The sequence below is a fragment of the Micromonospora sp. MP36 genome, assembly GCF_008119785.1.
Classification (GTDB): domain Bacteria; phylum Actinomycetota; class Actinomycetes; order Mycobacteriales; family Micromonosporaceae; genus Micromonospora.
Genome location: NZ_VSFA01000001.1, coordinates 549,092 through 570,510, shown reverse-complemented (window position 1 = coordinate 570,510; position 21,419 = coordinate 549,092). Strand labels below are relative to the sequence as shown.

Sequence of the window (21,419 nt, the reverse complement as noted above, 5' to 3'; positions counted from 1 at the left end):
ACACCGCAACGTCGCGTATGTGGAGTGGATCAAGCTCAGCCGACGGTGACCCGGACGGTGTGCCAGCCGGTGGCTCCGTCCGGCGCGACCGGCCGCCGCTCCCCCGGCTGCGTCTCGCCGTCGGCGTTCGTGGCGCGTACCTGCAGGGTGTGCTCGCCCTGGGTGGCGGCCCAGCGCCAGGACCACTGCACCCAGGTGTCCACCGAGACCGTCGGGGCGAGCGCCGCTCGCTGCCAGGGGCCGTCGTCGACGCGTACCTCGACGGCCCGGACGCCCCGGTGCTGGGCCCACGCCACCCCGGCGACCATGACCGGGCCGGCGGTGAGCCGAGTGCGCGGGCGCGGCGTGTCGATCCGCGACTGGGTCCGCACCGGCCCCTGCGCCGACCACCCACGCGGCACCCAGTACGCGTCGAAGTCGGCGAAGCTGGTCAGCTCCAGCTCGGTCACCCACTTGCACGCCGAGACGTACCCGTAGAGCCCGGGCACCACCATGCGCACCGGGAAACCGTGCTCGACCGGCAGCGGCTCGCCGTTCATGCCGACCGCCAGCAGCGCGTCGCGGCCGTCCCGCAGCACCGCCGTCGGGGTGCCGCAGGTCCAGCCGTCGACCGAGCGCCCGACCACCTGGTCCGCGCCCTCCTCCGGCTCGGCCTCGTCCAGCAACTCCCTGATCGGTACGCCAAGCCACCGGGCGTTGCCGATCAGGTCCCCGCCCACCTCGTTGGAGACGCAGGCCAGCGTGACGTAGCGCTCGACCATCGGCCGGGCGAGCAGCTCGGCGAAGCTCAACTCGATGGGATTGCGCACCCGGCCGTGGATGCGCAGCCGCCAGGTCGCCGGGTCCACCTGCGGCACCACCAGAGCGGTGTCGATCCGGTAGAACGCCCGGTTCGGCGTGACGTAGGGCGCGAGCTGGCCCACCGACAGGTCCGCGCCGGCCGGCACCAGCGGGGCGGGCGCCACCGGGGCGGGCAGGGCCACCGCCTGCCGGGCCGCCGAGACGCCCCGCCGGCCGGCCAACCAGTGCCCGCCGAGCCCGGCCACCGCCGCCGTCCCGGCCAACAGGCCGACACCGCGCAGGAACCGACGCCGCGACCCCGGATCGCCGCGCTCCAGTGGCTCCCACCCGGCGAGGGGCTGCTCCGGAGCGAACGCGGCGACGGCCGGCGGTGGCGTGGGCCCGGCCCGGTGTGCCGTGCCCGGGGCCGCCGGCCCGGAATCCACCCGCAGCGGGCCGGCGACGAAGGCCCAGAGCGTCAGCGCCCCCAGCCCGCCGCCGACCAGCGCGGGCAGCGCGTCGGCGGCGTCCGCGCCGGCCCGGGTCAGCGCGGCGGCCACCCCGAGGGCGGCGAACCCGGCGATGCCGGCCAGGCCGATCCACCAGCGCCGGGCCGCCAGCACGCCGAGCAACGCGGCGAACGCGGCCAGCAGCACCGCCGCCCCGACCAGCAAGGCGATCTTGTCGGACGTGCCGAAGACCGCGATGGCGAACTGCTTGAGCGGCTCGGGCACCACGTCGACGACCAGCCCGCCGACCGCGATCAGCGGCGCGGAGCGGGGTCCGGTGAGGACGGCCACCGGCTCGGCGGCGCCGATCGCCACGGCCGCGGCGGTCACCCCGGCCAGCGCGGCCTGGGGGCGGGACATGCTGCTCACGCCGACCAGTGTGGGCGCGACCACCGGCCGACCACCAGCCACGTCAGCGTTCCGTAAGCAGATGCGAGTCAGGGCACACCGCGTCCGCGGTGTGCCCTGACTCAGGCCGTACGGGCCGGGATCAGAAGCCCGGGCCGTGCTGGTGGCCGTGACCGTGGCCGTGGCCGTGCCCACCGGCGGCGGCCGGCTCGGCCTTCTCCGGCTTCTCCACCACCAGGCTCTCGGTGGTGAGCAGCAGGCCGGCGATCGAGGCGGCGTTGGTGACCGCGTTGCGGGTCACCTTCACCGGGTCGATGATGCCGGACTTGACCAGGTCGACGTACTCGCCGCGGGCGGCGTCGAGGCCGTGGCCCCACTCCTTGCCGGCGACCTTCTGCACCACCACGTAGCCGTCGTGGCCGGCGTTCTGGGCGATCCAGCGCAGCGGCTCGACCAGCGCCTTGCGCACGATCGAGACGCCGACCTTCTCGTCACCGGTGAAGCCCAGGTCGTCGTCGAGCGCCGGCAGGATCTGGGCCAGGGCGGCGCCGCCACCCGGGACCGTACCCTCCTCCACCGCGGCCTTGGTCGCCGCGATGGCGTCCTCGATGCGGTGCTTGCGCTCCTTCATCTCGACCTCGGTGGCCGCGCCGGCCTTGATGACCGCGATGCCGCCGGAGAGCTTCGCCAGCCGCTCGGCCAGCTTCTCCCGGTCCCACTCGGAGTCCGAGGCCTCGATCTCCTTGCGGATCTGGGCGACCCGGTCGGCGACCTCGGCGGCCCGGCCGCCACCGTCGACGACGGTGGTGGTCTCCTTGTCGACCACGACCCGGCGGGCGGTGCCGAGCACCTCCACGCCGACCTGGTCGAGCTTGTAGCCCAGCTCCGGGGCGACCAGCTCGGCGCCGGTCAGGATCGCCATGTCCTGGAGCATCGCCTTGCGGCGGTCGCCGAAGCCGGGGGCCTTGACCGCGCAGACCCTCAGGGTCTTGCGGATCGCGTTGACCACCAGGGTGGACAGCGCCTGGCCCTCGACGTCCTCGGCGATGATCAGCAGCGGCTTGTTCTGCTGGAGGACCTTCTCCAGCAGCGGCAGCAGCTCCTCGATCGCCGAGATCTTCTGGGTGGTGATCAGGACGTACGGGTCCTCCAGGACCGACTCCTGCGCCTCCGCGTCGGTGACGAAGTTGGGCGAGATGAAGCCCTTGTCGAACTGCAGGCCCTCGGTCACCTCCAGCTCGGTGGTGAGCGCGGAGCCCTCCTCGACGGTGATGACACCGTCGCGGCCGACCTTCTCCATCGCCTCGGCAATCAGCTCGCCGATGGTGGCGTCCTGCGCGGAGATCGTCGCGACGTGCGCGATCGACTCCTTGCCGGCCACCTCGACGGCCCGGCCGAGCAGGGCCTCGGAGACCTTGTTCGCCGCCGCGTCGATGCCCCGCTTGAGGCCGGCCGGGTTGGCGCCGGCCGCGACGTTGCGCAGGCCCTCGCGGACCATCGCCTGGGCCAGCACGGTCGCGGTGGTGGTCCCGTCGCCGGCGACGTCGTTGGTCTTCGTCGCCACCTCCTTGACCAGCTGCGCGCCGAGGTTCTCGTACGGGTTGGTGAGCTCGATCTCCTTGGCGATGGTCACGCCGTCGTTGGTGATCGTCGGTGCACCGAACTTCTTGTCCAGGACGACGTTGCGCCCACGCGGGCCGAGAGTGACCTTGACCGCGTCCGCGAGGGTGTTGACACCGTGCTCGAGCAGGTGCCGGGCGTCGTCCGAGAAGCTGAGGATCTTCGCCATCGGTATCCCTTCGAAGCGACGCTGCCCCGGCCCGGCGAGCCGGACCGGGGCAACGACACTGATCGGTTGCTTACTTCTCGATGACCGCGAGGACGTCGCGGGCGGAGAGCACCAGGTACTCCTCGCCGGCGTACTTGACCTCGGTGCCGCCGTACTTCGAGTAGAGGACGGTGTCGCCGACCTTCACGTCGATCGGCACACGGTTGCCCTTGTCGTCGATCCGGCCCGGGCCGACAGCGAGGACGGTACCCTCCTGCGGCTTCTCCTTGGCGGTGTCGGGGATCACGATGCCCGACGCCGTGGTGGTCTCAGCCTCGTTCGCCTGGACCACGATCCGGTCCTCGAGCGGCTTGATCGCAACCTTGGTCGCGGTAGTCACGGGCATACCCTCCTGGGGTACTGGTTTCGTTGCCGGTCGGCATGCCGACCAGCGTCAATCTGCCACATGCCACCGGGCGGGGCCGTCGTCGCGGGTGCCGGTCCGCCTGGCGTTCAACCCCCGGACACCAGGGCCCGGGCGTTGGCACCCTCAGGGTGAGAGTGCTAATCGCAGGTTATTCCTCGGCTAGCACTCCGTCAAGGAGAGTGCCAACGCCGACCCTCGTGTCGCCACCCCCCAGGCAACCCGGCTCGCCGCCCTCGCCAGATCGGCGACCTCGCGGTGTCCCCGGCCGCCGGACCCCGCCAGGTCGGCGATGTCGCGATGTCCGCCGCGCTGGACCCGCCACATCGGCGACCTCGCGGCGTCCGCCCCGCCGGCACCACCACATCGGCGACGTCGCGATGTCCCGGGCTGCCGGACCCCACCACATCGGCGACCGCGCGACGTCCGCCCCGCCGACACCACCACATCGGCGACCTCGCAGTGTCCGCCCCGCCGACACCCGCCACGTCGGCGACGTCGCGGTGTCCCGGGCCGTCGGAGCCCGCCACCTCGGCGACCGGCCGGAGGGCAGGGCCGGGAGAATGGGTGGGTGGATCTCGACCAGTTCGCCGCGCTGCGTACCCCTGAGGGGTCGGCCGCGCTCGCGGCGGCCGCCGAGGTGGCCGGCGGCGACCCGCTGAGCGCGGCGGCCCGGCTCCGCGCGGCGGGGATCCCGGCCGGACTGGCCGCCGCCGCGCTCACCCAGGCCGAGCTGCGGCGCCGGGCGGTCGGCAAGTTCGGGCCGGAGGGCGCCGGCATGTTCCTCACCCGCCCCGGGCTGGAGCAGGCCACCCGCCGGGTGGTCGCCGACCGGCGGGCCGCGCGGCTGCGCGCCGCCGGCGTGCGCAGCCTCGCCGACCTGGGGTGCGGCCTCGGCGCCGACGCGCTCGCCGCCGCCCGCGCGGGCATCCGGGTGTACGGAGTGGAGGCCGACCCGGTGACCGCCGCGATGGCCGCCGCGAACGCCGAGGCGGCCGGGCTGGCCGAGCTGGTGACCGTCGAGTGCGGGGACGCGACGGCGTTCGACGTGACCCGGGTGGACGCGGTCTTCTGCGACCCGGCGCGGCGGACGACCGGCACCGGGCGGCGGATCTTCGACCCGAACGCCTACTCGCCGCCCTGGGACTTCGTCACGGGGCTGGCCGAGCGGGTGCCGCGGACCGTGGTCAAGGTGGCCCCGGGGCTGGACCACGCGCTGATCCCGGCGGGCGCCGAGGCGGAGTGGGTCAGCGTGGCCGGCGACCTGGTCGAGGCCGCCCTCTGGTGCGGCGAGTTGGCCGAGGTCCCCCGCCGCGCGACCCTGCTGAAGGAGGGGGCCCCTCCTGACGCCGCCGCTGGCGGAGGGGCCCGCTGCTGGCAGCTGACCGGCTCCGGGGAGAACGAGGCGCCGGTGGGACCGGTCCGGCGGTACGTGTCCGACCCGGATCCGGCGGTGGTCCGGGCCCACCTGCTCGCCGAACTGGCCGCGGACCTGGACGGGACGCTGGCCGACCCCAGCATCGCCTACCTCTACACGGACGGCCCGGCCGCCACCGCGTTCGCCCGCCGCTTGGAGGTCATCGACATGCTGCCGTTCTCGCTGAAGCGGCTGCGCGCCCTGCTCCGGGAGCGCCGGGTGGGCCGGGTGGAGATCCTCAAGCGCGGCTCGGCGCTGGAACCGGAGAAGCTGCGCCGGGACCTGAAGCTCGCCGGCGACGGGGCGGCCAGTCTGGTGCTGACCCGGGTGGACGGCGCGCCGACCGTGCTGGTGTGCCGGCCGGTGCCCGGCTGAACGCGGATTCGGCTCGCCCCGCCGGGCCGGCCGGGACTAGTTTGTCGGGCATGGCGGGACAGGGCACTCCGGCGACGGCGCTGCTGGCGAAGCGGAGGATCACGCACAGCACCCACCCGTACCAGGTCTCGCCGGACGCGCCGAACTACGGCGCGCTGGTCGCGGCGGCCCTTGGGGTGCCGCCGGAGCGGGTGTTCAAGTCCCTGGTCACCGAGGTCGACGGCGCGCTGACCGTGGCGGTCGTGCCGGTCACCGGGGAGCTGGACCTCAAGGCCCTCGCGGCCGCGGTCGGCGGCAAGCGGGCCACCATGGCGGACCGGGCCGTGGCCGAGCGGGCCACCGGCTACGTGCGCGGCGGGATCAGCCCGCTGGGTCAGCGCAAGCGGCTGCCCACCGTGGTCGACGCGTCCGCCCTGGACCACCCGACCGTCTACGTCTCGGCGGGCCGCCGCGGCCTGCAACTGCAACTCGCGCCGGCGGATCTGGTCGCGCTGACCGGCGCCGTCACCGCACCGATCGCCGCCGCCTGAGTCTCCTCGGCACCACAGCGGGGGGCGTTCCCGCACCTCGCGGGGAGAGCGCTCTCAGTCGAGTGACAGCGAGGCGACAATCGCGTTGCTGAATTGTTACCGCCGCCAACAAACTACTGACCTCGGCAGTCTTGCGCTCTCCGCGCGCCCGGGAATACGTTGCCGGACACAACAAACACCGACCACTCCCCCACCCCCGGAAAGGACCCGAGCACATGCGCAAGGGCTTCCTCACCTTCGCCGCCGTCGGCCTGCTGGCCACCGGCAGCATGGCCGCCTGTGGCGACAACGGCGGTTCCGACCAGGCCGGCAGCGCCAAGAAGCCGAAGATCGGCGTGATCCTCCCGGACAGCAAGTCCTCCGCCCGCTGGGAGGGCGCGGACCGCAAGTTCCTGGAGGAGGCCTTCAAGGCCGCCGGCGTCGACTACACCATCCAGAACGCCCAGGGCGACAAGTCCGCCTTCTCCACGATCGCGGACGGCATGCTGACCAGCGGCGTGACCGCCCTGATGATCGTCAACCTGGACTCCGGGACCGGCAAGGCGGTGCTGGAGAAGGCGAAGTCGCAGGGCGTCGCCACCATCGACTACGACCGGCTGACGCTGGGCGGCTCCGCCCAGTACTACGTCAGCTTCGACAACGAGGCCGTCGGCAAGCTCCAGGGCGAGGGCCTGAGCAAGTGCCTGACCGACAAGGGCGCCAAGAACCCGGTCGTCGCGTACCTGAACGGCTCGCCGACCGACAACAACGCCACCCTGTTCAAGAACGGCTACGACTCGGTGCTCAAGCCGAAGTTCGACGCGAAGGAGTACGTCAAGGGCCCGGACCAGTCCGTCCCGGACTGGGACAACGCGCAGGCCGGCGTCATCTTCGAGCAGATGCTCACCCAGACCAAGGGCAAGATCGACGGTGTGCTCGCGGCCAACGACGGCCTCGGCAACGCGGCCATCTCGGTGCTGAAGAAGAACCAGCTCAACGGCAAGGTCCCGGTGACCGGCCAGGACGCCACGCCGCAGGGCCTGCAGAACATCCTCGCCGGTGACCAGTGCATGACGGTCTACAAGGCGATCAAGAAGGAGGCGGACGCGGCCGCCGATCTCGCCATCTCGCTCGCCAAGGGTCAGCGGAAGGACACCGGCCAGTCGGTGAAGGACCCGGAGAGCGGTCGGGACGTCGCCGCCGTGCTGCTCGAGCCGAAGGCCATCTACAAGGACAACGTCAAGGACGTCGTGGCCGACGGCTTCGTGACCAAGGACGAGCTCTGCACCGGGGCATACGCCAAGCTCTGCGCCGACGCCGGCATCAGCTGACCCGTACGCACGCCATCCCGCTCCGGCGACGCCGCCCGGCACGGTGACCACCGTGCCGGGCGGGCGCGCCACCGGACGGGCTCCGAGATCTCCCCTCCGCGCAAAGGAGACCCCCGTGTCCGCAACCCCCCTGCTGGAACTGCGCGGGATCGACAAGAGCTTCGGTCCCGTCCAGGTGCTGCGCGACGTCGCCCTCTCCGCCCACCCGGGCGAGGTGACGGCGCTGGTCGGCGACAACGGCGCCGGCAAGTCCACGCTGGTCAAGTGCATCAGCGGCATCTACCCCACCGACGCCGGCGAGTTCCTCTTCGAGGGCCGGCCGGTGCACATCAACAACCCCCGGGACGCCGCCGCGCTCGGCATCGAGGTCGTCTACCAGGACCTCGCGCTCTGCGACAACCTCGACATCGTGCAGAACATGTTCCTCGGGCGGGAGAAGCGCAGCGGGATCGTGCTCGACGAGCCGACCATGGAGCAGATGGCCGCCGAGACCCTGGCCGGGCTCAGCGTCCGCACCGTCAAGTCGCTGCGCCAGCACGTCTCCAGCCTCTCCGGCGGCCAGCGCCAGACCGTGGCGATCGCCAAGGCGGTGCTCTGGAACAGCAAGCTGGTCATTCTGGACGAGCCGACCGCCGCGCTCGGCGTCGCGCAGACCGCGCAGGTGCTGGAGCTGGTCCGCCGGCTGGCCGACAAGGGGCTGGCCGTGGTGCTCATCTCGCACAACATGAACGACGTCTTCGCCGTCTCCGACCGGATCGCCGCGCTCTACCTCGGCCAGATGGTCGCCCAGGTCAAGACCACCGACATCACCCACTCGCAGGTGGTCGAGCTGATCACCGCCGGCCGCTCCGGCAACCTCGGCCTGCGCGCCGAGTCGGGCAACGGCAGCGAGCCCGCCGACGCGACCCCAGGAGCCCTCCGATGACCACCACCGTCGTGCAGCAGGAAGGGCCGGCGGCCGTCACGCCGGCGCCCACCGTCGGCGACCACGTCCGCAGCTACGTGGCCCGGGTACGGGGTGGCGACCTCGGTTCCCTGCCCGCCGTCATCGGCCTCGTCGTGCTCTGCCTGGTCTTCGCGATCGTCCGCCCGGTCTTCTTCTCCGCGGCGAACTTCGCGAACCTGTTCACCCAGGGCGCCGCGGTCACGGTGATCGCGATGGGCCTGATCTTTGTGCTGCTGCTCGGCGAGATCGACCTCTCCGCCGGCTTCGCCAGCGGCGTCTGCGCCGCGATCCTGGCCAACGTGGTCACCGTGCTGGGCTACCCGTGGTACGTGGCGGTCCTCGCCGCGCTGGCCACCGGCGTGGTGATCGGCCTGACCCTGGGCTTCCTGGTGGCCAAGGTGGGCATCCCGTCCTTCGTGGTCACGCTGGCCGGCTTCCTCGCCTTCCAGGGCGTGGTGCTGCTGCTGATGAAGGAGGGCACCAACATCTCGATCAGCGACGGGGTCATCGTCGGCATCGAGAACGACCGGATCCCGCCGGCCATCGGCTGGCTGCTGGCCGCCGTCGCGGTCCTCGGGTACGCCGCCGCACAGCTGCTGCGGCACCGGAACCGGGTCACCCGCGGCCTGATCACCGACCCGGTCGTGGTGGTGCTCGCCCGGATCGCCGGGCTCGCCGTGCTGATCGGCCTCGCCGTCCTCGTGCTCAACCAGGAACGCAGCATCAACCCGCTGATCACCTCGAACAAGGGCATGCCGGTGGTCGTGCCGATCATCGGGGTGCTGCTGGTCTTCTGGACGTTCGTGCTCAACCGCACCGCGTACGGCCGGCACCTCTACGCGGTCGGCGGGAACCAGGAGGCCGCCCGGCGGGCCGGCATCAACGTCGACCGCATCAAGATCTCCGCGTTCGTGATCTGCTCCGCCATGGCGGCGATCGGCGGCATCATCGCGGCCAGCAAGGACCGGTCCGTCGACCCGAACACCGGCGGCAGCAACGTCCTGCTGTACGCCGTCGGCGCGGCGGTCATCGGCGGCACCAGCCTGTTCGGCGGCAAGGGCCGGATGATCAACGCGGTGCTCGGTGGCGCCGTGGTGGCTGTCATCATCAACGGCATGGGACTGCTGGACCTGAGCTCCGGCCTGAAGTACATCTTCACCGGTCTGGTGCTGCTGCTCGCCGCCGGTGTCGACGCACTGTCCCGGCGGCGCTCCGCCGCCACCGGTACCCGCTGAACTCTCCCGAGATGGTCGTAGCAATGCGTACAGGTCCCAGCCAGGACGACATCCGTCGGCAGAACCTGGGCGCGTTGCTGCGCTACGTGCACGTGCACGGCGCCACCACCCGCGCCGAACTGACCACCGCCCTCGGGCTCAACCGCAGCACCATCGGCGCGCTGACCGCCGACCTGGCCGGCGCCGGTCTGGTCAGCGAGGGGACGCCGCGGGAGACCGGCCGGGCCGGACGACCGTCGCTGGTCGTCCGGCCCGAGTCGGCCCGGGTCTACGCGTACGCGTACAGCGTGGAGGTGGACCGGCTGCGGGCCGCGCGGATCGGTCTGGGCGGTGTGGTGCTCGACCGTCGGGAGCTGGACCGGCCGCGGAACCTGGTGGCCGGGGAGGCCGCGCCGCTGCTGGCCGGCGCGGTCAAGGAGATGCACCAGTCGGTGCCGGCGGACTCCATCTGCATCGGGGCCGGCGTCGCCGTCTGCGGCATGGTCCGGCGGGAGGACGGGCTGGTCCGGCTGAGCCCGACCACGGGCTGGGTGGACGAGCCGATCGGCGCGGCGCTCGCCGCCGAACTGGGCATCGACGTGCCGATCACGGTGGGCAACGTGGCCGACGTGGCCGCCTTCGCCGAGCACGCCCGCGGCGTCGCGGCCGGCTGCGACAACGTCATCTACCTGTACGGGGACGTGGGCGTCGGGGCCGGCATCATCGCCGGCGGCCGGCGGCTCACCGGGCACGGCGGCTACAGCGGCGAGGTCGGCCACATGGTGGTGGTCCGCGACGGCGTGCTCTGCGACTGCGGGCACCGGGGCTGCTGGGAGACCGAGATCGGCGAGCACGGCCTGCTCCGGGCCGCCGGCCGGTCCGACGCCCGGGGCCGGGAGGCGTTGCTGGCCGTCTTCGACGCGGCCGACCGGGGTGACGCGCGCGCCCAGACCGCCGTCCGGCAGGCCGGTGACTGGCTCGGCTTCGGGGTGGCCAACCTCGTCAACATCTTCAACCCGGAGATGGTCATCTTCGGCGGCACCATGCGCGACCTCTACCTGGCCGCCGCCGCCCAGGTGCGCAGCCGGCTCAACTCCAACGGGCTGCCCGCCTGCCTGGAGCACGTGCGGCTGCGTACGCCCAAGCTCGGCGAGGACGCGGCGCTGATCGGGGCCGCCGAACTGGCCTTCGACCGCCTCCTCGCCGACCCCCTCGACGTCGGCTGACGACCTCAGCCGTGCCAGGAGCGCCAGAGCGCGGCGTACGAGCCGCCGGCGGCGACCAGCTCGTCGTGGGAGCCCAGCTCGGTGATCCGGCCGTCCTCCACCACCGCCACCCGGTCGGCGTCGTGGGCGGAGAAGAGCCGGTGCGCGATGGCGATGACCGTCCGCCCCGCCAACACGGCGGCCAGGGAACGTTCCAGCGCCCGGGCGGCGCGCGGATCGATCAGCGAGGTGGCCTCGTCCAGCACCAGCGTGTGCGGGTCGGCGAGCACCAGCCGGGCCAGCGCGAGCTGCTGCGCCTGGGCGGGCGAGAGCGGGTGTCCGCCCGCCCCGACCCGGGTGTCCAGCCCGTCCGGCAACGCCTCCGCCCAGCCCAGCGCGTCGACGGCGGCCAGCGCGGCGCGTACCCGGGCCGGCTCCGCGTCCGGACGGACCATCGCCACGTTCTCGGCCAGCGTGCCGATGAAGACGTGGTGCTCCTGGCTGACCAGCGCGACGTGGCTCCGCAGCTCGGCCAGGGGCAGTCCGGTGAGCGGCCGGCCGTCCACGGTGACCGAGCCGGAGCGGGGCGGATGCACGCCGGCCAGCAGCCGCCCCAGCGTGGACTTCCCCGCACCGGACGGGCCCACCATGGCCAGCTTCTCCCCCGGCCGGGGCACCAGGGTCACCCCGTGCAGCACGTCGTGCCCTGCCCGGTACGCGTACCGGACGTCGTGCGCGGCCAGCCGGCCGGCACCCGGCACCGGCCCTCGGGCGGCGGGCGCCGCCGGGGCGTCGGCCGGATCGGCGGCCCGGTCAGCGGCGGGATCGGCGGCCACCCCGAGCAGCCGGGCCAGCGAGGCGCCGCCGACCTGAAGCTCGTCCAGCCAGGCGAGGAGCCGGTCGACCGGGTCCACCAGCTGCTGGGCGTAGAGGGTGGCCGCGGTGACCTGCCCGAGGCTCACCCAGCCCTTGAGGTGGAACCAACCACCGATGAGCAGGGTGGCCACCACCGGTACGACGTACCCGAACTCTGCCACCGGCCAGAAGACCGTACGCAGGTACAGGGTGTAGCGCTCGGCCGCGTACGACCGGCGGATGTCGGCGTCGGTGCGGGCCCGGCGGCGGGCCTGCTGCCGCAGCGCCTCCGTGGTCCGGGACCCCTCCACCACCTCGCTGATCCCGTCGGTGATGTCCGAGTACGCCGCGTTCTCCCGCAGGTAGCCCTCTGGCGCGCGGCGCAGGTACCAGCGGGTGCCGGCGACCAGCACCGGGACCGCCAGCAGCGCGGGCAGCACCAGCAGCGGGCCGGTCAGCAGCAGCGCGCCGAGGATCAGCAGCACGGTGACCGCCGAGATCAGCGTCTCCGGCACGGCGAACCGCACCGTCCGGGAGAGCGCGGAGACGTCCCGGGAGGTGCGGGTGAGCAGGTCGCCGGTGCCGGCGCGCTCCACCGTGGCCAGCGGCAGGGCGAGCACCCGCTCGACGAACTCCTCGCGCAGCTCGGCGAGGACCCGCTCGCCGAGCCGGGCCGAGGCCAGGTGGGCGAAGCGGACCAGCACCGACTGGGCGACCACGAAACCGGCGATGGCCAGCGCGATCCGGTCGACGGTGACGCTGCCGACACCCCGCGAGATCCCCTCCACCAGGTCGCCGAGGAGGCGGGGCGCGACCAGGCCGGCGGCCGCGGCGAGCGCGTGCAGGCCGAGCGCGGCGTCCAGCCCGCGCGGGTGCCGGCGGACCAGGGTCCGCGCATACCCGCGGACCTGGCCGGCGTCGGCGACGGGCAGGGCGGCGCTCACCGATCCTCCTCCCGGCTCACCGTGGCCGCGTAACGTGGCTCGGCGGCGAGCAACTCCTCGTGGCGGCCCTCCGCGACCACCTTGCCGTCCTCCACGAACACCACGTGCTCGGCGCGGCCGAGCACCAGCGGACTGGTGGTGCAGACGAGCGTCGTCCGGCCGGGACGCGCGGCGGACAACCGGTCGGCGATCCGCGCCTCGGTGTGCGCGTCCACGGCGCTGGTCGGCTCGACCAGGATCAGCGTCTCCGGGTCCGCGACCAGCGCCCGGGCCAGCCGGAGCCGCTGCCGCTGCCCGCCGGAGAACTCCCGGCCCCGTTCGGCCACCGCGCTGTCCAGCCCGTCGGGCAGCGCCTCGACGATGTCGGTCGCGCCGGCCGTGGCCAGCGCCGCCTCGACCACGGCCCGGTCGCCCCGGTCGTGCGGGTCCAGCTCCGTCCGCAGCGGGCCGCTGAAGAGCTGCGCGTCGTTGTCGACCACCAGGATCCGCTCGCGCACCGTCGCCAGTGCCACGTCCCGCAGCGGTACGCCGTGCAGCGTCACGTCCGCGTCGACGTACCGGCCGAGCCGGTCGGCGATCTCGGCCGCGTCCTCCGGGGCGCTGGCCGCCAGCGCGGTGAGCCGGTCCGGCCGCAGCACCAGCCCCGACCGGACGTCCACCAGTTCGCCCGGCCCGGCGGGCAGCGGCACCGGTCGGGCCGGGTCGGTGAACTCCGGGGCGAGGCGGAGCAGCCGGACCACCCGACGGGCGGCGACGTGCCCCCGGGTCAGCTTGTCCGCCGCCTCGGTGAGGTTGCGCAGCGGGCTGACCAGGAAGGCGGTGTATCCGTAGAACGCGACGAGCTGACCGGCGCTGATCTCGCCGGCCAGCGCGAACCGGGCCCCCAGCCAGGTGACCAGCACCACGAAGACGCCGGGCAGCAGAATCTGCGCCGCCTGGAGCAGCGACTCCACCCGGGCCACCCGCAGGCCGTCGGCGCGCAGCGCCTGGGACTGCTCCCGGTACCGGGCGCCCAGCACCGGCTCCCCGCCCACGCCGCGCAGCACCCGCAACCCGGAGACGATGTCGGCGGCGCGGGCGGTGAGCCGGCCGGTCGAGTCCCGGTACGCCCCCTGCTGCCGGTGCAGCGGCCGGATCAGCAGCGCCACCAGCCCCATCAGCAGCGGCACGCCGAGCACCACGACCAGCCCGAGCGGCCGGGACGCGGTGAGCAGGATCATCGCCACGGTGACGATCGCCACCACCGACCCGGCGCCCCGGGCGGTGATGTCGATGGCGCTGCCGATGTGCTCGATGTCGGCCGTGCCGATGCTGACCACCTCGCCCGCGGCGACCCGACGGGGCAGCGCGGCACCGAGCCGGTTGGTGGCGTCCACGGCGACCTGCACGGTCCGGTACGCGGCGCCGAGCCAGTTGTGCACCGCACAGCGGTGCCGGAGGATGCCCGCGGTGGCCTGGAGGAGGCCCAGCCCCAGCAGCACGAGCCCCCAGCGCAGCAGGGCGTCCGGGTCGCCGTGGGCGAGACCGGCGTCGATGGCCCGGCCGACGGCGGCCGGCATCAGCGCCTGCGCCACCATCCAGACGACGCCGAGCGCGAGGCCGGTGCCGAAGATCAGCGGGTGCCGACCGGCCAGCCAGACCAGGTAACGGGTGGCAGACCGGGCGTCGGGGGTGCCGGGATCGCCGGCCGGGGAGAAACGCATGACGCCTCGACGTGGCCGACGGCCGGCCACGCCAACCAATTCCCGCCGCCGGCCGGCCCTGCCGGGTCAGCGGTCGACCTGCGTGAAGTCCCAGGCGTGCGGCGGCCGCGCCACCAGCCGCATCGGCGGCTCGGGCAGCTCCCGCGGGTTGCTCCGCCACTTGGAGATCACCACCAGCCGGTGGTCGGTGGAGGAGAACACCTCGCTGGACAGGTGCAGCGGGTCGTGCTCGAACTCGGGCAGCACGGTCTCGCAGACCCAGGTGATCAGGTCGGCGAAGCCGTACGGCTCGGCCTTCGCCTCCCACATCCGCACGATCACGTCGTTCCCTCCGGCTCAGACGCTGACCACGGTCAGCGGCATCGCGGAGTCGGCGGGCAGGTCGAGGCGGCTCGGGGCGACGCCCGAGGCGACCAGGTGCGAGCCCAGCGCGGCCACCATCGCACCGTTGTCGGTGCAGAGATTCGGGCGGGGCGTACGCACCCGGATGCCGTGCTTGGCCGCCCGCTCCTCGGCCATCGCCCGCAGCCGCGAGTTGGCCGCCACCCCGCCGCCGATCACCAGCGTCTCGATCCCGCTGCTCCGGCAGGCATCCAGCGCCTTGCCGACCAGCACGTCGCAGACCGCCTCCTGGAAGGACGCGGCCACGTCGGCGACCGGGACCGGCTCACCGGCCCGCTGCCGCGCCTCCACCCAGCGGGCCACCGCCGTCTTCAGGCCCGAGAAGGAGAAGTCGTAGCGGTGGGCGGCCAGGTCCTTGGGCGCGGTCAGGCCGCGCGGGAAGGCGATGGCCGCCCGGTCACCGGCCCGCGCCTCCCGGTCGATCCACGGGCCGCCCGGGAACGGCAGCCCGAGCAGCCGGGCCACCTTGTCGAACGCCTCACCGGCGGCGTCGTCGATGGTGGCGCCGAGCGGGGTGACCCCCCGGGCCAGGTCGTCGACGCGCAGCAGCGAGGAGTGTCCGCCGGAGACCAGCAGGGCGATCGCCGGCTCGGGCAGCGGGCCGTGCTCCAGGGTGTCCACCGCGACGTGCGCGGCGAGGTGGTTCACCCCGTACACCGGCTTCTCGGCGGCGACCGCGTACCCCTTGGCCGCGGCGACCCCGACGAGCAGCGCGCCCGCCAGGCCCGGCCCGGAGGTGACCGCGATCGCGTCGATGTCCGCGATCGTCACCCCGGCCTGCTTCAATGCCCGGTCCATGGTGGGCACGATGGCCTCCAGGTGGGCGCGGCTGGCCACCTCGGGCACCACGCCGCCGAACCGGGCGTGCTGCTCGACGCTGGAGGCCAACGCGTCGGCGAGCAGGGTGTGCCCGCGCACGATGCCGACCCCGGTCTCGTCGCAGGAGGTCTCGATGCCGAGGATCAGGGGTTCGTCAGCCATCGCTCGTCAGTCCTCGTTGCGCTGCATGACCAGCGCGTCGGTGTTGCTCGGTTGGTAGTAGCCGCGGCGCACGCCGATCGGCTCGAAGCCGTACGTCGCGTAGAGCCGCTGCGCCGGGGCATTGTCCGCGGCGACCTCCAGCAGCGTGCTGCGGACCCCGCGCCGGGCCGCCTCGGCGAGCAGCGCCTCCAGCAGCGCGCGGCCGATCCCGCGGCGCTGCGCGTCGCGCCGGACCGCGATGTTCTGCACCCACGCCTCGTCGGGCGGCGCCACCAGCAGCCCCGCGTAGCCGAGCACGGCCCCGTCGGGGGCGGTGGCGACCAGGTAGAAGTGCCCGTTGGCCAGCTCGTTCCAGAACATCGCCGGGGACCACTGCTCGACGCCGAAGAGGTCCGCCTCGAGCGGCAGCACCTGGTCGATGTGCCACCAGCGGAACCGGCCGAGCCGTACCTCCGTCATGGCAGGACCGGCTTGTGGCCGGTCGCCGCGACGGCGTCCGGGCGGCGCAGGTAGAGCGGGGTGAGCGGCTCGCCGGGGGCGCCCGCGCGGATCCGCTCGGCGGCGAGCCGGGCCAGCGCCGTCGCGTCCGGGTAACGCGGCTCGGCGCGCACCGGCAGGCCCAGGACGTCCGCGTACCGGTGGGCGCCGTCGCCGACCGCGACGGTGACGGCCAGGTCCCGGGCGCGCTCCGCGGCGACCGCGGGGGTGTCCACGTTCGGCCCGGCGATCCGCTGGCCGGCGCCGTCGTAGACGGCCCAGTAGACCTCCCGGCGCCGGGCGTCGCTGGCCGCCAGGACCGGCTCGCCGGCGGCCGCCGGCTGGCCCATCCCGTCCAGCGAGCAGACCCCGTACGTGGGGATATTGAGCACCTGGCCCATGGTGGCGGCGGTGACCAGGCCGACCCGCAGCCCGGTGAACGGCCCCGGCCCGAGCCCGGCGACGATCGCGGCCAGGTCGGCGGCGCGGGCGTCGGCGTCGGCCAGCACCGCGTCGACCTGCGGGGCGAGCAGCTCCCCGTGGGCCCGGGCGTCGACCGTGCACCGCTGCGCGCGGGTCGCGACCGCGTCCGCCGAGACCTCGACCAGGGCCGCGGTCACCGCGGGCGTCGAGGAGTCCACCACGAGTACGAGCACAATGTGCCAGCCTAGTCGCCACTCCGGTTACCGGCGGTGACGCCCCTCCCCGCCCGGGACGGCACCGGGCCGGTGGCCGGCGGGCTCAGCTCGGCGTGCGGAACACCCGGAGGAACGACGGCAGCAGCCACGGCCGCGGGCCGCCGATCCGGACCCGGCCGGTGAGCACCGCGCGGGCCCGGCTGACCCGGCCGAACATCATCAGGTTGAGCGTCGGCGGGTGGAACCGGATGGTGACGTCCGGCCGCTCCGCCGGCTCGGCGAACCGCACCCGCCCGTGGTCCATGGTGAGCGTCAGGGGCGCCGACCAGGCGGAGGTGAACCGCACGACGATCCGGGGCCGCCGGGGCGGGTTGACCCCGTCGAGCAGCCGACCGTAGCCGTGCCGGACCACCCCGGCCATGAACAGCTCCAGGAACAGCGCGGCGTCCCGCGGCGGGAGGGTCCACGGCCGGCGGGCCGCGCGGGCGATGTCGTGGCCGTGCACGAGCAGCTCGTTGACCAGGTGGGCGAGCAGGCCAGCGAGTGGCACCCGGGCGTCGCCGAGCCACGGCACCACCTCGTCCGGCCCGCGGTCCGCGCAGCGCGCCAGCAGGCGGTCGACGTCCCCGCGCAGCCGGTCGAGCAGGCGCGCGGGGTCACGGTCGGTCAGGTGACGGAGCACCAGGTCGTTGGCGTCGGCCACGGTGTCGACGGTGACCAGCGGGAGCTGCTCGTCGAGGCCGGGGATCGGCAGCGGTTCGCTGGCCGGGTCGACCAGCCGGACGTAGTACCAGGCCAGCGACACCAGGTGGGCCAGGGTGTCGGTGACCGTCCAGTCGGCGGTCGCCATGGTGTCGGGCCGGACGGAGCCGGCCAGCGCGAGGAACCGGTCGGCGTTCGCCGCCAGCGCGGCCGGCGCCGTCGACCAGCCGTCCGAGGTGATGGTCGCGGACACGCTTCCTCCCCGTCTGCCGTAGCCGGGGCAGAGCCTACTACCGTGCGCCACGAAGCGATAGCCCTGAGTCAATAGGGTGTCCCGCCACCCGCCCGGGCGGCTGGGCGTCCCCGAGCGGTCAGCCGGCGAAGCGTTCCCAGTCGACGGTGGGCAGGCCGGCGTCGGCGAGCGCCTTGTTCGCCGCGCTGAACGGCCGGCTGCCGAGGAAGCCGCGCGGGTTCATCGGGCTCGGGTGGCCGGCCTCCAGCACCACGTGCCGCGGGTTGGTGACCAGGGCCGCCTTCTTGCGCGCGTATCCGCCCCAGAGCAGGAAGACCACCCGCTGGTCGAGGGCGTCCAGGGCGCGGATGGTGGCGTCGGTGAACTCCTCCCAGCCCTTGTTGGCGTGCGAGCCCGGGGTGGCCTGCCGGACCGTGAGCACCGAGTTGAGCAGCAGCACGCCCTGCGCCGCCCAGCCGCTCAGGTTGCCGCTGCGCGGCTTCGGCACGCCCAGGTCCTCGCCGAGCTCCTTGAAGACGTTGCGCAGCGACGGCGGCACCGCCACCCCCTCGCGCACGCTGAAGCTCAGCCCGTGCGCCTGCCCCGCCTTGTGGTAGGGGTCCTGCCCGAGGATCAGCACCCGGCACTCCGCCGGCCCGCACAGCCGGTAGGCGGAGAACAGGTCCTCGACCGGCGGGAAGACCGTCTGGGTCGCGTACTCCCCGGCGACGAACTCGGCCAACGCCGTGGTGCTGGCCGGGTCGAGGTGCGGGGTGAGCGCCGCGCGCCACGCGTCGGGGAGGAGCGCCAGCAGGTCGAGGGTGGGGGCGTCGTGGGGCATCGGCAACCTTCCGCCGGTCTGATCGGTCCCGGGCACTGTAGGCAGCGGGTACGACAGCCGTCAGTCCAGGGTGGCCAGCCGGGCCGCCCAGTCGCCGCCGACCGGCTCCAGCGTGACCACCCGGGTGTCGTCCTCCCGCCGGTCGATGCGGACCCGCAGATGGGCGTCGACCAGCTGCTCGACCATGCCCTCGCCCCACTCGACCACGGTGACCGACTCCTCCACCGAGGCGTCCAGGTCCAGGTCGTCGATCTCGGCGCGCGGGTCGGCGGACTCCCCCAGCCGGTACGCGTCGGCGTGCACCAGGGCCACCCGCCCGCCCCGGGCCGGGTCCGGTCGGTGCACCCGGGCGATCACGAAGGTCGGCGAGGTGACGTCGCCGCGCACCCCGAGGCCGGCCCCGATGCCCTGGGTCAGCGCGGTCTTCCCGGCGCCCAACGGGCCGCTGAGCAGCAGCAGGTCACCGACGTGCAGCACCCCGGCCAGCCGGCGGCCGAACTCGCGGGTGTCGTCGACCGTCTTCAGCTCCACCACGACGGTCACAACCCCTCCAGGAACCGCTCCAGCGCCGCGTTCACCTCGTCGGCGTGCTCCAGCATCACCACGTGCCCACTGTCGTGGATCTTCACGAACTCGGCGTGCGGCAGTCGCCGGACGATCTCCTCGGAGTGGGTCACCGGGGTGATCATGTCCTTGTCCCCCACGATCACCAGCACCGGCGTACCGGCCAGCGCGGCCAGCGCCGGGAAGCGCGAGTGGGTGGCCAGCGTGCGCAGGTAGCGGGTGACCGTGTCGGCCGAGGTACGCGAGTTCATCGTCTCGACGTACGACACCAGCGCCGGGCTGGGCTTCGCGGCGCCGAAGCCGTAGCGACGGGTCAGCAGCCAGGCGACGTTGGACGTCGACTTCCGGGCCTTGTCGATCACCGTGCCGCCGTACCGGGTGGCGTTGCTCATCATGTAGAGCACCGGCGCGCCGACCCGGCCGAGCAGCGCGGGCGCCACCAGCTTGGTCTCCGCGAGCAGGCCGCCCGAGGTGGCCATCAGCACCGTGCCGACCACCCGTTCGCCGAACAGCTCCGGGTAGAGCTCGGCCAGCGCCATGATCGTCATGCCGCCCATCGAGTGCCCGACCAGCACCAGCGGCCCCTCCGGGGCCACCTCGTCGAGCACCCGGCGCAGCGTCCGGCCCAGCCTGGCCAGGTCGTACTCGCCGGTCTCCAGCTTTCCCGAGCGCCCGTGCCCCGGCTGGTCGTACGCCACGATCCGGTAGTCGCCCCGGTCGGCGAGCAGCTGGCGCTGGAAGTGGAAGGTCCCCATGTCCAGGCAGAAGCCGTGCACCAGCACCACGGTCGGGTGCCCCGCGACCGGCCGGGTCGGCTCGACCACCTCCACGTGGATGTCCGTGCCGTCCGGCATCTCCAGCAGGTACGCCTCGTCGTACCGCAGCCGGCCGAAGTCCTCGTGGGCGTACCGGTCGGTGGGGTCAATCTTGAGGCGGCGGACCAGGACCCGCTCGCTCACCACCCCCGCGGCGAGCCCCGCGGCGGCGACACCGACGGCGGCGCCGACCACTCCGGCCACCCGCCCCGCGGCGGTACGCGGCCGGGGAACACGGAACCGTGGACTCACGGGTGTTCGCCGTCGTAGACGCGGGGCACCCGGACCCCGCCGAACCGGGTCACGATCTCGTAGTTGATGGTGCCGACCGCGTCGGCCCAGTCGTCGGCGGTGGGCTCGCCGTCCGCGCCGCTGCCGAAGAGGGTCGCCACGTCCCCGGCCGCCACCTCGTCGTCGCCGCAGTCCAGCACGAACTGGTCCATGCAGACCCGGCCCGAGATGGTCCGCCGCTTGCCGCCGAGCTGCACCGGACCGGTGTTCGAGGCGTGCCGGGGCACCCCGTCGGCGTACCCGAGCGGGACGACGGCCAGGTTGGCCTCCCGCTCGGTCAGGTAGGTGTGGCCGTAGGAGACGCCGGTGCCGGCCGGGACCCGCTTGGTCAGCATCACCCGGGCCCGGGCGGTCATCGCCGGGCGCAGGCCGAACTGCTCGCCGGCCACCGGGGAGAGGCCGTAGATCGCCAGACCGGGACGAACCAGGTCGAAGTGGGCGTCCGGGCGGGTCAGCGTGGCGGCCGAGTTCGCCAGGTGCCGGTAGCGGGGCCGCAGCCCCGCCGTCTCCGCCATCTCCAGCCCCTCGTGGAAGACGGCGAGCTGGCGGTCGATGGTGGGGTGGCCGGGCGAGTCCGCGTACACGAAGTGGCTCCACACCCCGACCACCTCGACCAGGCCGTCGGCCTGGGCCTTCGCGGCGGCCTCCAGCAGGGCGGGCCAGTCGGCGACGGTGGCGCCGCCCCGCGACAGGCCGGTGTCGATCTTCAGGTGCAGCCGGGCCGGGCGGCACGCCCGGCGGCCCGCCTCGATCATCTCGTCGAGCTGGGTGAGGCTGGCGCAGCCCAGGTCGACGCCGACCGCGACGCCGTCGTGCAGCGGCAGCCCCGGGTCGAGCAGCCAGGCCAGCACCGGCGCGGTGATCCCCTGCTGGCGCAGGGTCAGCGCCTCGTCCAGGGTGCAGACCCCGAGCCAGTCCGCGCCGGCGTCGAGCGCCGCGCGGGCGGCCGGCACCATGCCGTGGCCGTACCCGTCGGCCTTCACCACCGCCATCAACTCGGCGCTGGTGCCCGACTTGAGGCGGGCCACATTCTCCCGGATCGCGTCCAGGTCGACGCGCACCTCCGACTGCCACATGCCCCCAGCCTACTTCCGCCGGTGATCACCGTGGCCCGGAGCCGCGTGGTCCGCCCGCCGGCCGCGCCCACC

General features: G+C 73.9%; 20 protein-coding genes. 6 read left to right on the top strand and 14 right to left on the bottom strand.

Annotated elements, in window-relative coordinates; all coding sequences use genetic code 11:
- Nucleotides 1–35: 35 nt before the first annotated feature.
- The 3 genes from FXF52_RS02730 to groES form a co-directional block, all read right to left on the bottom strand.
- Nucleotides 36–1,649: a molybdopterin-dependent oxidoreductase gene (locus FXF52_RS02730; protein ID WP_370517872.1), complete on the bottom strand. Its 1,614-nt coding sequence runs from the start codon at nt 1,647–1,649 to the stop codon at nt 36–38.
- A gap of 130 nt (nt 1,650–1,779) precedes the next feature.
- Nucleotides 1,780–3,426, bottom strand: a complete 1,647-nt coding sequence (groL, locus tag FXF52_RS02725; protein ID WP_148793596.1) for a chaperonin GroEL — start codon at nt 3,424–3,426, stop codon at nt 1,780–1,782.
- Nucleotides 3,427–3,496: 70 nt separating this feature from the next.
- Nucleotides 3,497–3,811, bottom strand: a complete 315-nt coding sequence (gene groES, locus FXF52_RS02720; protein ID WP_018222648.1) for a co-chaperone GroES — start codon at nt 3,809–3,811, stop codon at nt 3,497–3,499.
- 589 nt (nt 3,812–4,400) lie between these two features.
- On the opposite strand from groES, the gene FXF52_RS02715 reads away from it, so the two are divergent.
- The 6 genes from FXF52_RS02715 to FXF52_RS02690 all read left to right on the top strand — a co-directional run bounded on the left by FXF52_RS02715 (nt 4,401) and on the right by FXF52_RS02690 (nt 10,847).
- The gene (locus FXF52_RS02715) at nt 4,401–5,621 is read left to right on the top strand and encodes a methyltransferase domain-containing protein (RefSeq protein WP_148793595.1); all 1,221 of its coding nucleotides are present in this window, start codon (nt 4,401–4,403) and stop codon (nt 5,619–5,621) included.
- A 50-nt stretch (nt 5,622–5,671) separates the two neighbouring features.
- Nucleotides 5,672–6,151 (top strand): Cys-tRNA(Pro) deacylase, encoded by a 480-nt coding sequence (gene ybaK, locus FXF52_RS02710; protein ID WP_148793593.1) that lies wholly within the window; start codon nt 5,672–5,674, stop codon nt 6,149–6,151.
- Between the two features lie 215 nt (nt 6,152–6,366).
- Nucleotides 6,367–7,461, top strand: a complete 1,095-nt coding sequence (locus FXF52_RS02705) for a sugar ABC transporter substrate-binding protein (protein WP_148793591.1) — start codon at nt 6,367–6,369, stop codon at nt 7,459–7,461.
- Nucleotides 7,462–7,576: 115 nt separating this feature from the next.
- Nucleotides 7,577–8,386 carry an ATP-binding cassette domain-containing protein gene (locus FXF52_RS02700; RefSeq protein ID WP_148793590.1) on the top strand — a complete coding sequence of 270 codons (810 nt, stop codon included), beginning with the start codon at nt 7,577–7,579 and terminating at the stop codon, nt 8,384–8,386.
- A complete protein-coding gene (locus FXF52_RS02695; protein ID WP_148793587.1) occupies nt 8,383–9,642 on the top strand; it encodes a sugar ABC transporter permease in 1,260 nt (419 codons plus the stop codon). The genes FXF52_RS02700 and FXF52_RS02695 overlap by 4 nt, the downstream gene beginning before the upstream one ends.
- Before the next feature lie 23 nt (nt 9,643–9,665).
- Nucleotides 9,666–10,847, top strand: coding sequence for an ROK family protein (locus FXF52_RS02690; RefSeq protein ID WP_148793585.1), 1,182 nt, complete (start codon nt 9,666–9,668; stop codon nt 10,845–10,847).
- 5 nt (nt 10,848–10,852) lie between these two features.
- On the opposite strand, the gene FXF52_RS02685 is transcribed toward FXF52_RS02690, so the two are convergent.
- The 11 genes from FXF52_RS02685 to alr form a co-directional block, all read right to left on the bottom strand.
- Complete coding sequence (locus FXF52_RS02685; protein WP_148793583.1) at nt 10,853–12,625, bottom strand: ABC transporter ATP-binding protein; 1,773 nt, start codon at nt 12,623–12,625, stop codon at nt 10,853–10,855.
- A complete protein-coding gene (locus FXF52_RS02680) occupies nt 12,622–14,328 on the bottom strand; it encodes an ABC transporter ATP-binding protein (protein ID WP_148793581.1) in 1,707 nt (568 codons plus the stop codon). The genes FXF52_RS02685 and FXF52_RS02680 overlap by 4 nt, the downstream gene beginning before the upstream one ends.
- A 66-nt stretch (nt 14,329–14,394) precedes the next feature.
- A complete protein-coding gene (locus FXF52_RS02675) occupies nt 14,395–14,649 on the bottom strand; it encodes a hypothetical protein (RefSeq protein WP_148793579.1) in 255 nt (84 codons plus the stop codon).
- A 15-nt stretch (nt 14,650–14,664) separates the two neighbouring features.
- Nucleotides 14,665–15,711, bottom strand: a complete 1,047-nt coding sequence (gene tsaD, locus FXF52_RS02670) for a tRNA (adenosine(37)-N6)-threonylcarbamoyltransferase complex transferase subunit TsaD (RefSeq protein ID WP_148793577.1) — start codon at nt 15,709–15,711, stop codon at nt 14,665–14,667.
- Between the two features lie 6 nt (nt 15,712–15,717).
- On the bottom strand, nt 15,718–16,170 hold the full coding sequence (gene rimI / locus FXF52_RS02665) for a ribosomal protein S18-alanine N-acetyltransferase (protein WP_148793575.1): 453 nt from the start codon (nt 16,168–16,170) through the stop codon (nt 15,718–15,720).
- A complete protein-coding gene (gene tsaB, locus FXF52_RS02660) occupies nt 16,167–16,844 on the bottom strand; it encodes a tRNA (adenosine(37)-N6)-threonylcarbamoyltransferase complex dimerization subunit type 1 TsaB (protein WP_148793573.1) in 678 nt (225 codons plus the stop codon). The genes rimI and tsaB overlap by 4 nt, the downstream gene beginning before the upstream one ends.
- 85 nt (nt 16,845–16,929) lie before the next feature.
- Nucleotides 16,930–17,781: a maleylpyruvate isomerase N-terminal domain-containing protein gene (locus FXF52_RS02655; RefSeq protein WP_255471704.1), complete on the bottom strand. Its 852-nt coding sequence runs from the start codon at nt 17,779–17,781 to the stop codon at nt 16,930–16,932.
- A gap of 118 nt (nt 17,782–17,899) precedes the next feature.
- The gene (ung, locus tag FXF52_RS02650; RefSeq protein ID WP_148793569.1) at nt 17,900–18,601 is read right to left on the bottom strand and encodes a uracil-DNA glycosylase; all 702 of its coding nucleotides are present in this window, start codon (nt 18,599–18,601) and stop codon (nt 17,900–17,902) included.
- A 60-nt stretch (nt 18,602–18,661) separates the two neighbouring features.
- Nucleotides 18,662–19,144: a tRNA (adenosine(37)-N6)-threonylcarbamoyltransferase complex ATPase subunit type 1 TsaE gene (gene tsaE / locus FXF52_RS02645; protein WP_148793567.1), complete on the bottom strand. Its 483-nt coding sequence runs from the start codon at nt 19,142–19,144 to the stop codon at nt 18,662–18,664.
- Nucleotides 19,141–20,232: an alpha/beta fold hydrolase gene (locus FXF52_RS02640; RefSeq protein ID WP_148793565.1), complete on the bottom strand. Its 1,092-nt coding sequence runs from the start codon at nt 20,230–20,232 to the stop codon at nt 19,141–19,143. The genes tsaE and FXF52_RS02640 overlap by 4 nt, the downstream gene beginning before the upstream one ends.
- Nucleotides 20,229–21,347, bottom strand: coding sequence for an alanine racemase (alr, locus tag FXF52_RS02635; RefSeq protein WP_148793563.1), 1,119 nt, complete (start codon nt 21,345–21,347; stop codon nt 20,229–20,231). The genes FXF52_RS02640 and alr overlap by 4 nt, the downstream gene beginning before the upstream one ends.
- Between the last annotated feature and the right edge of the window lie 72 nt (nt 21,348–21,419).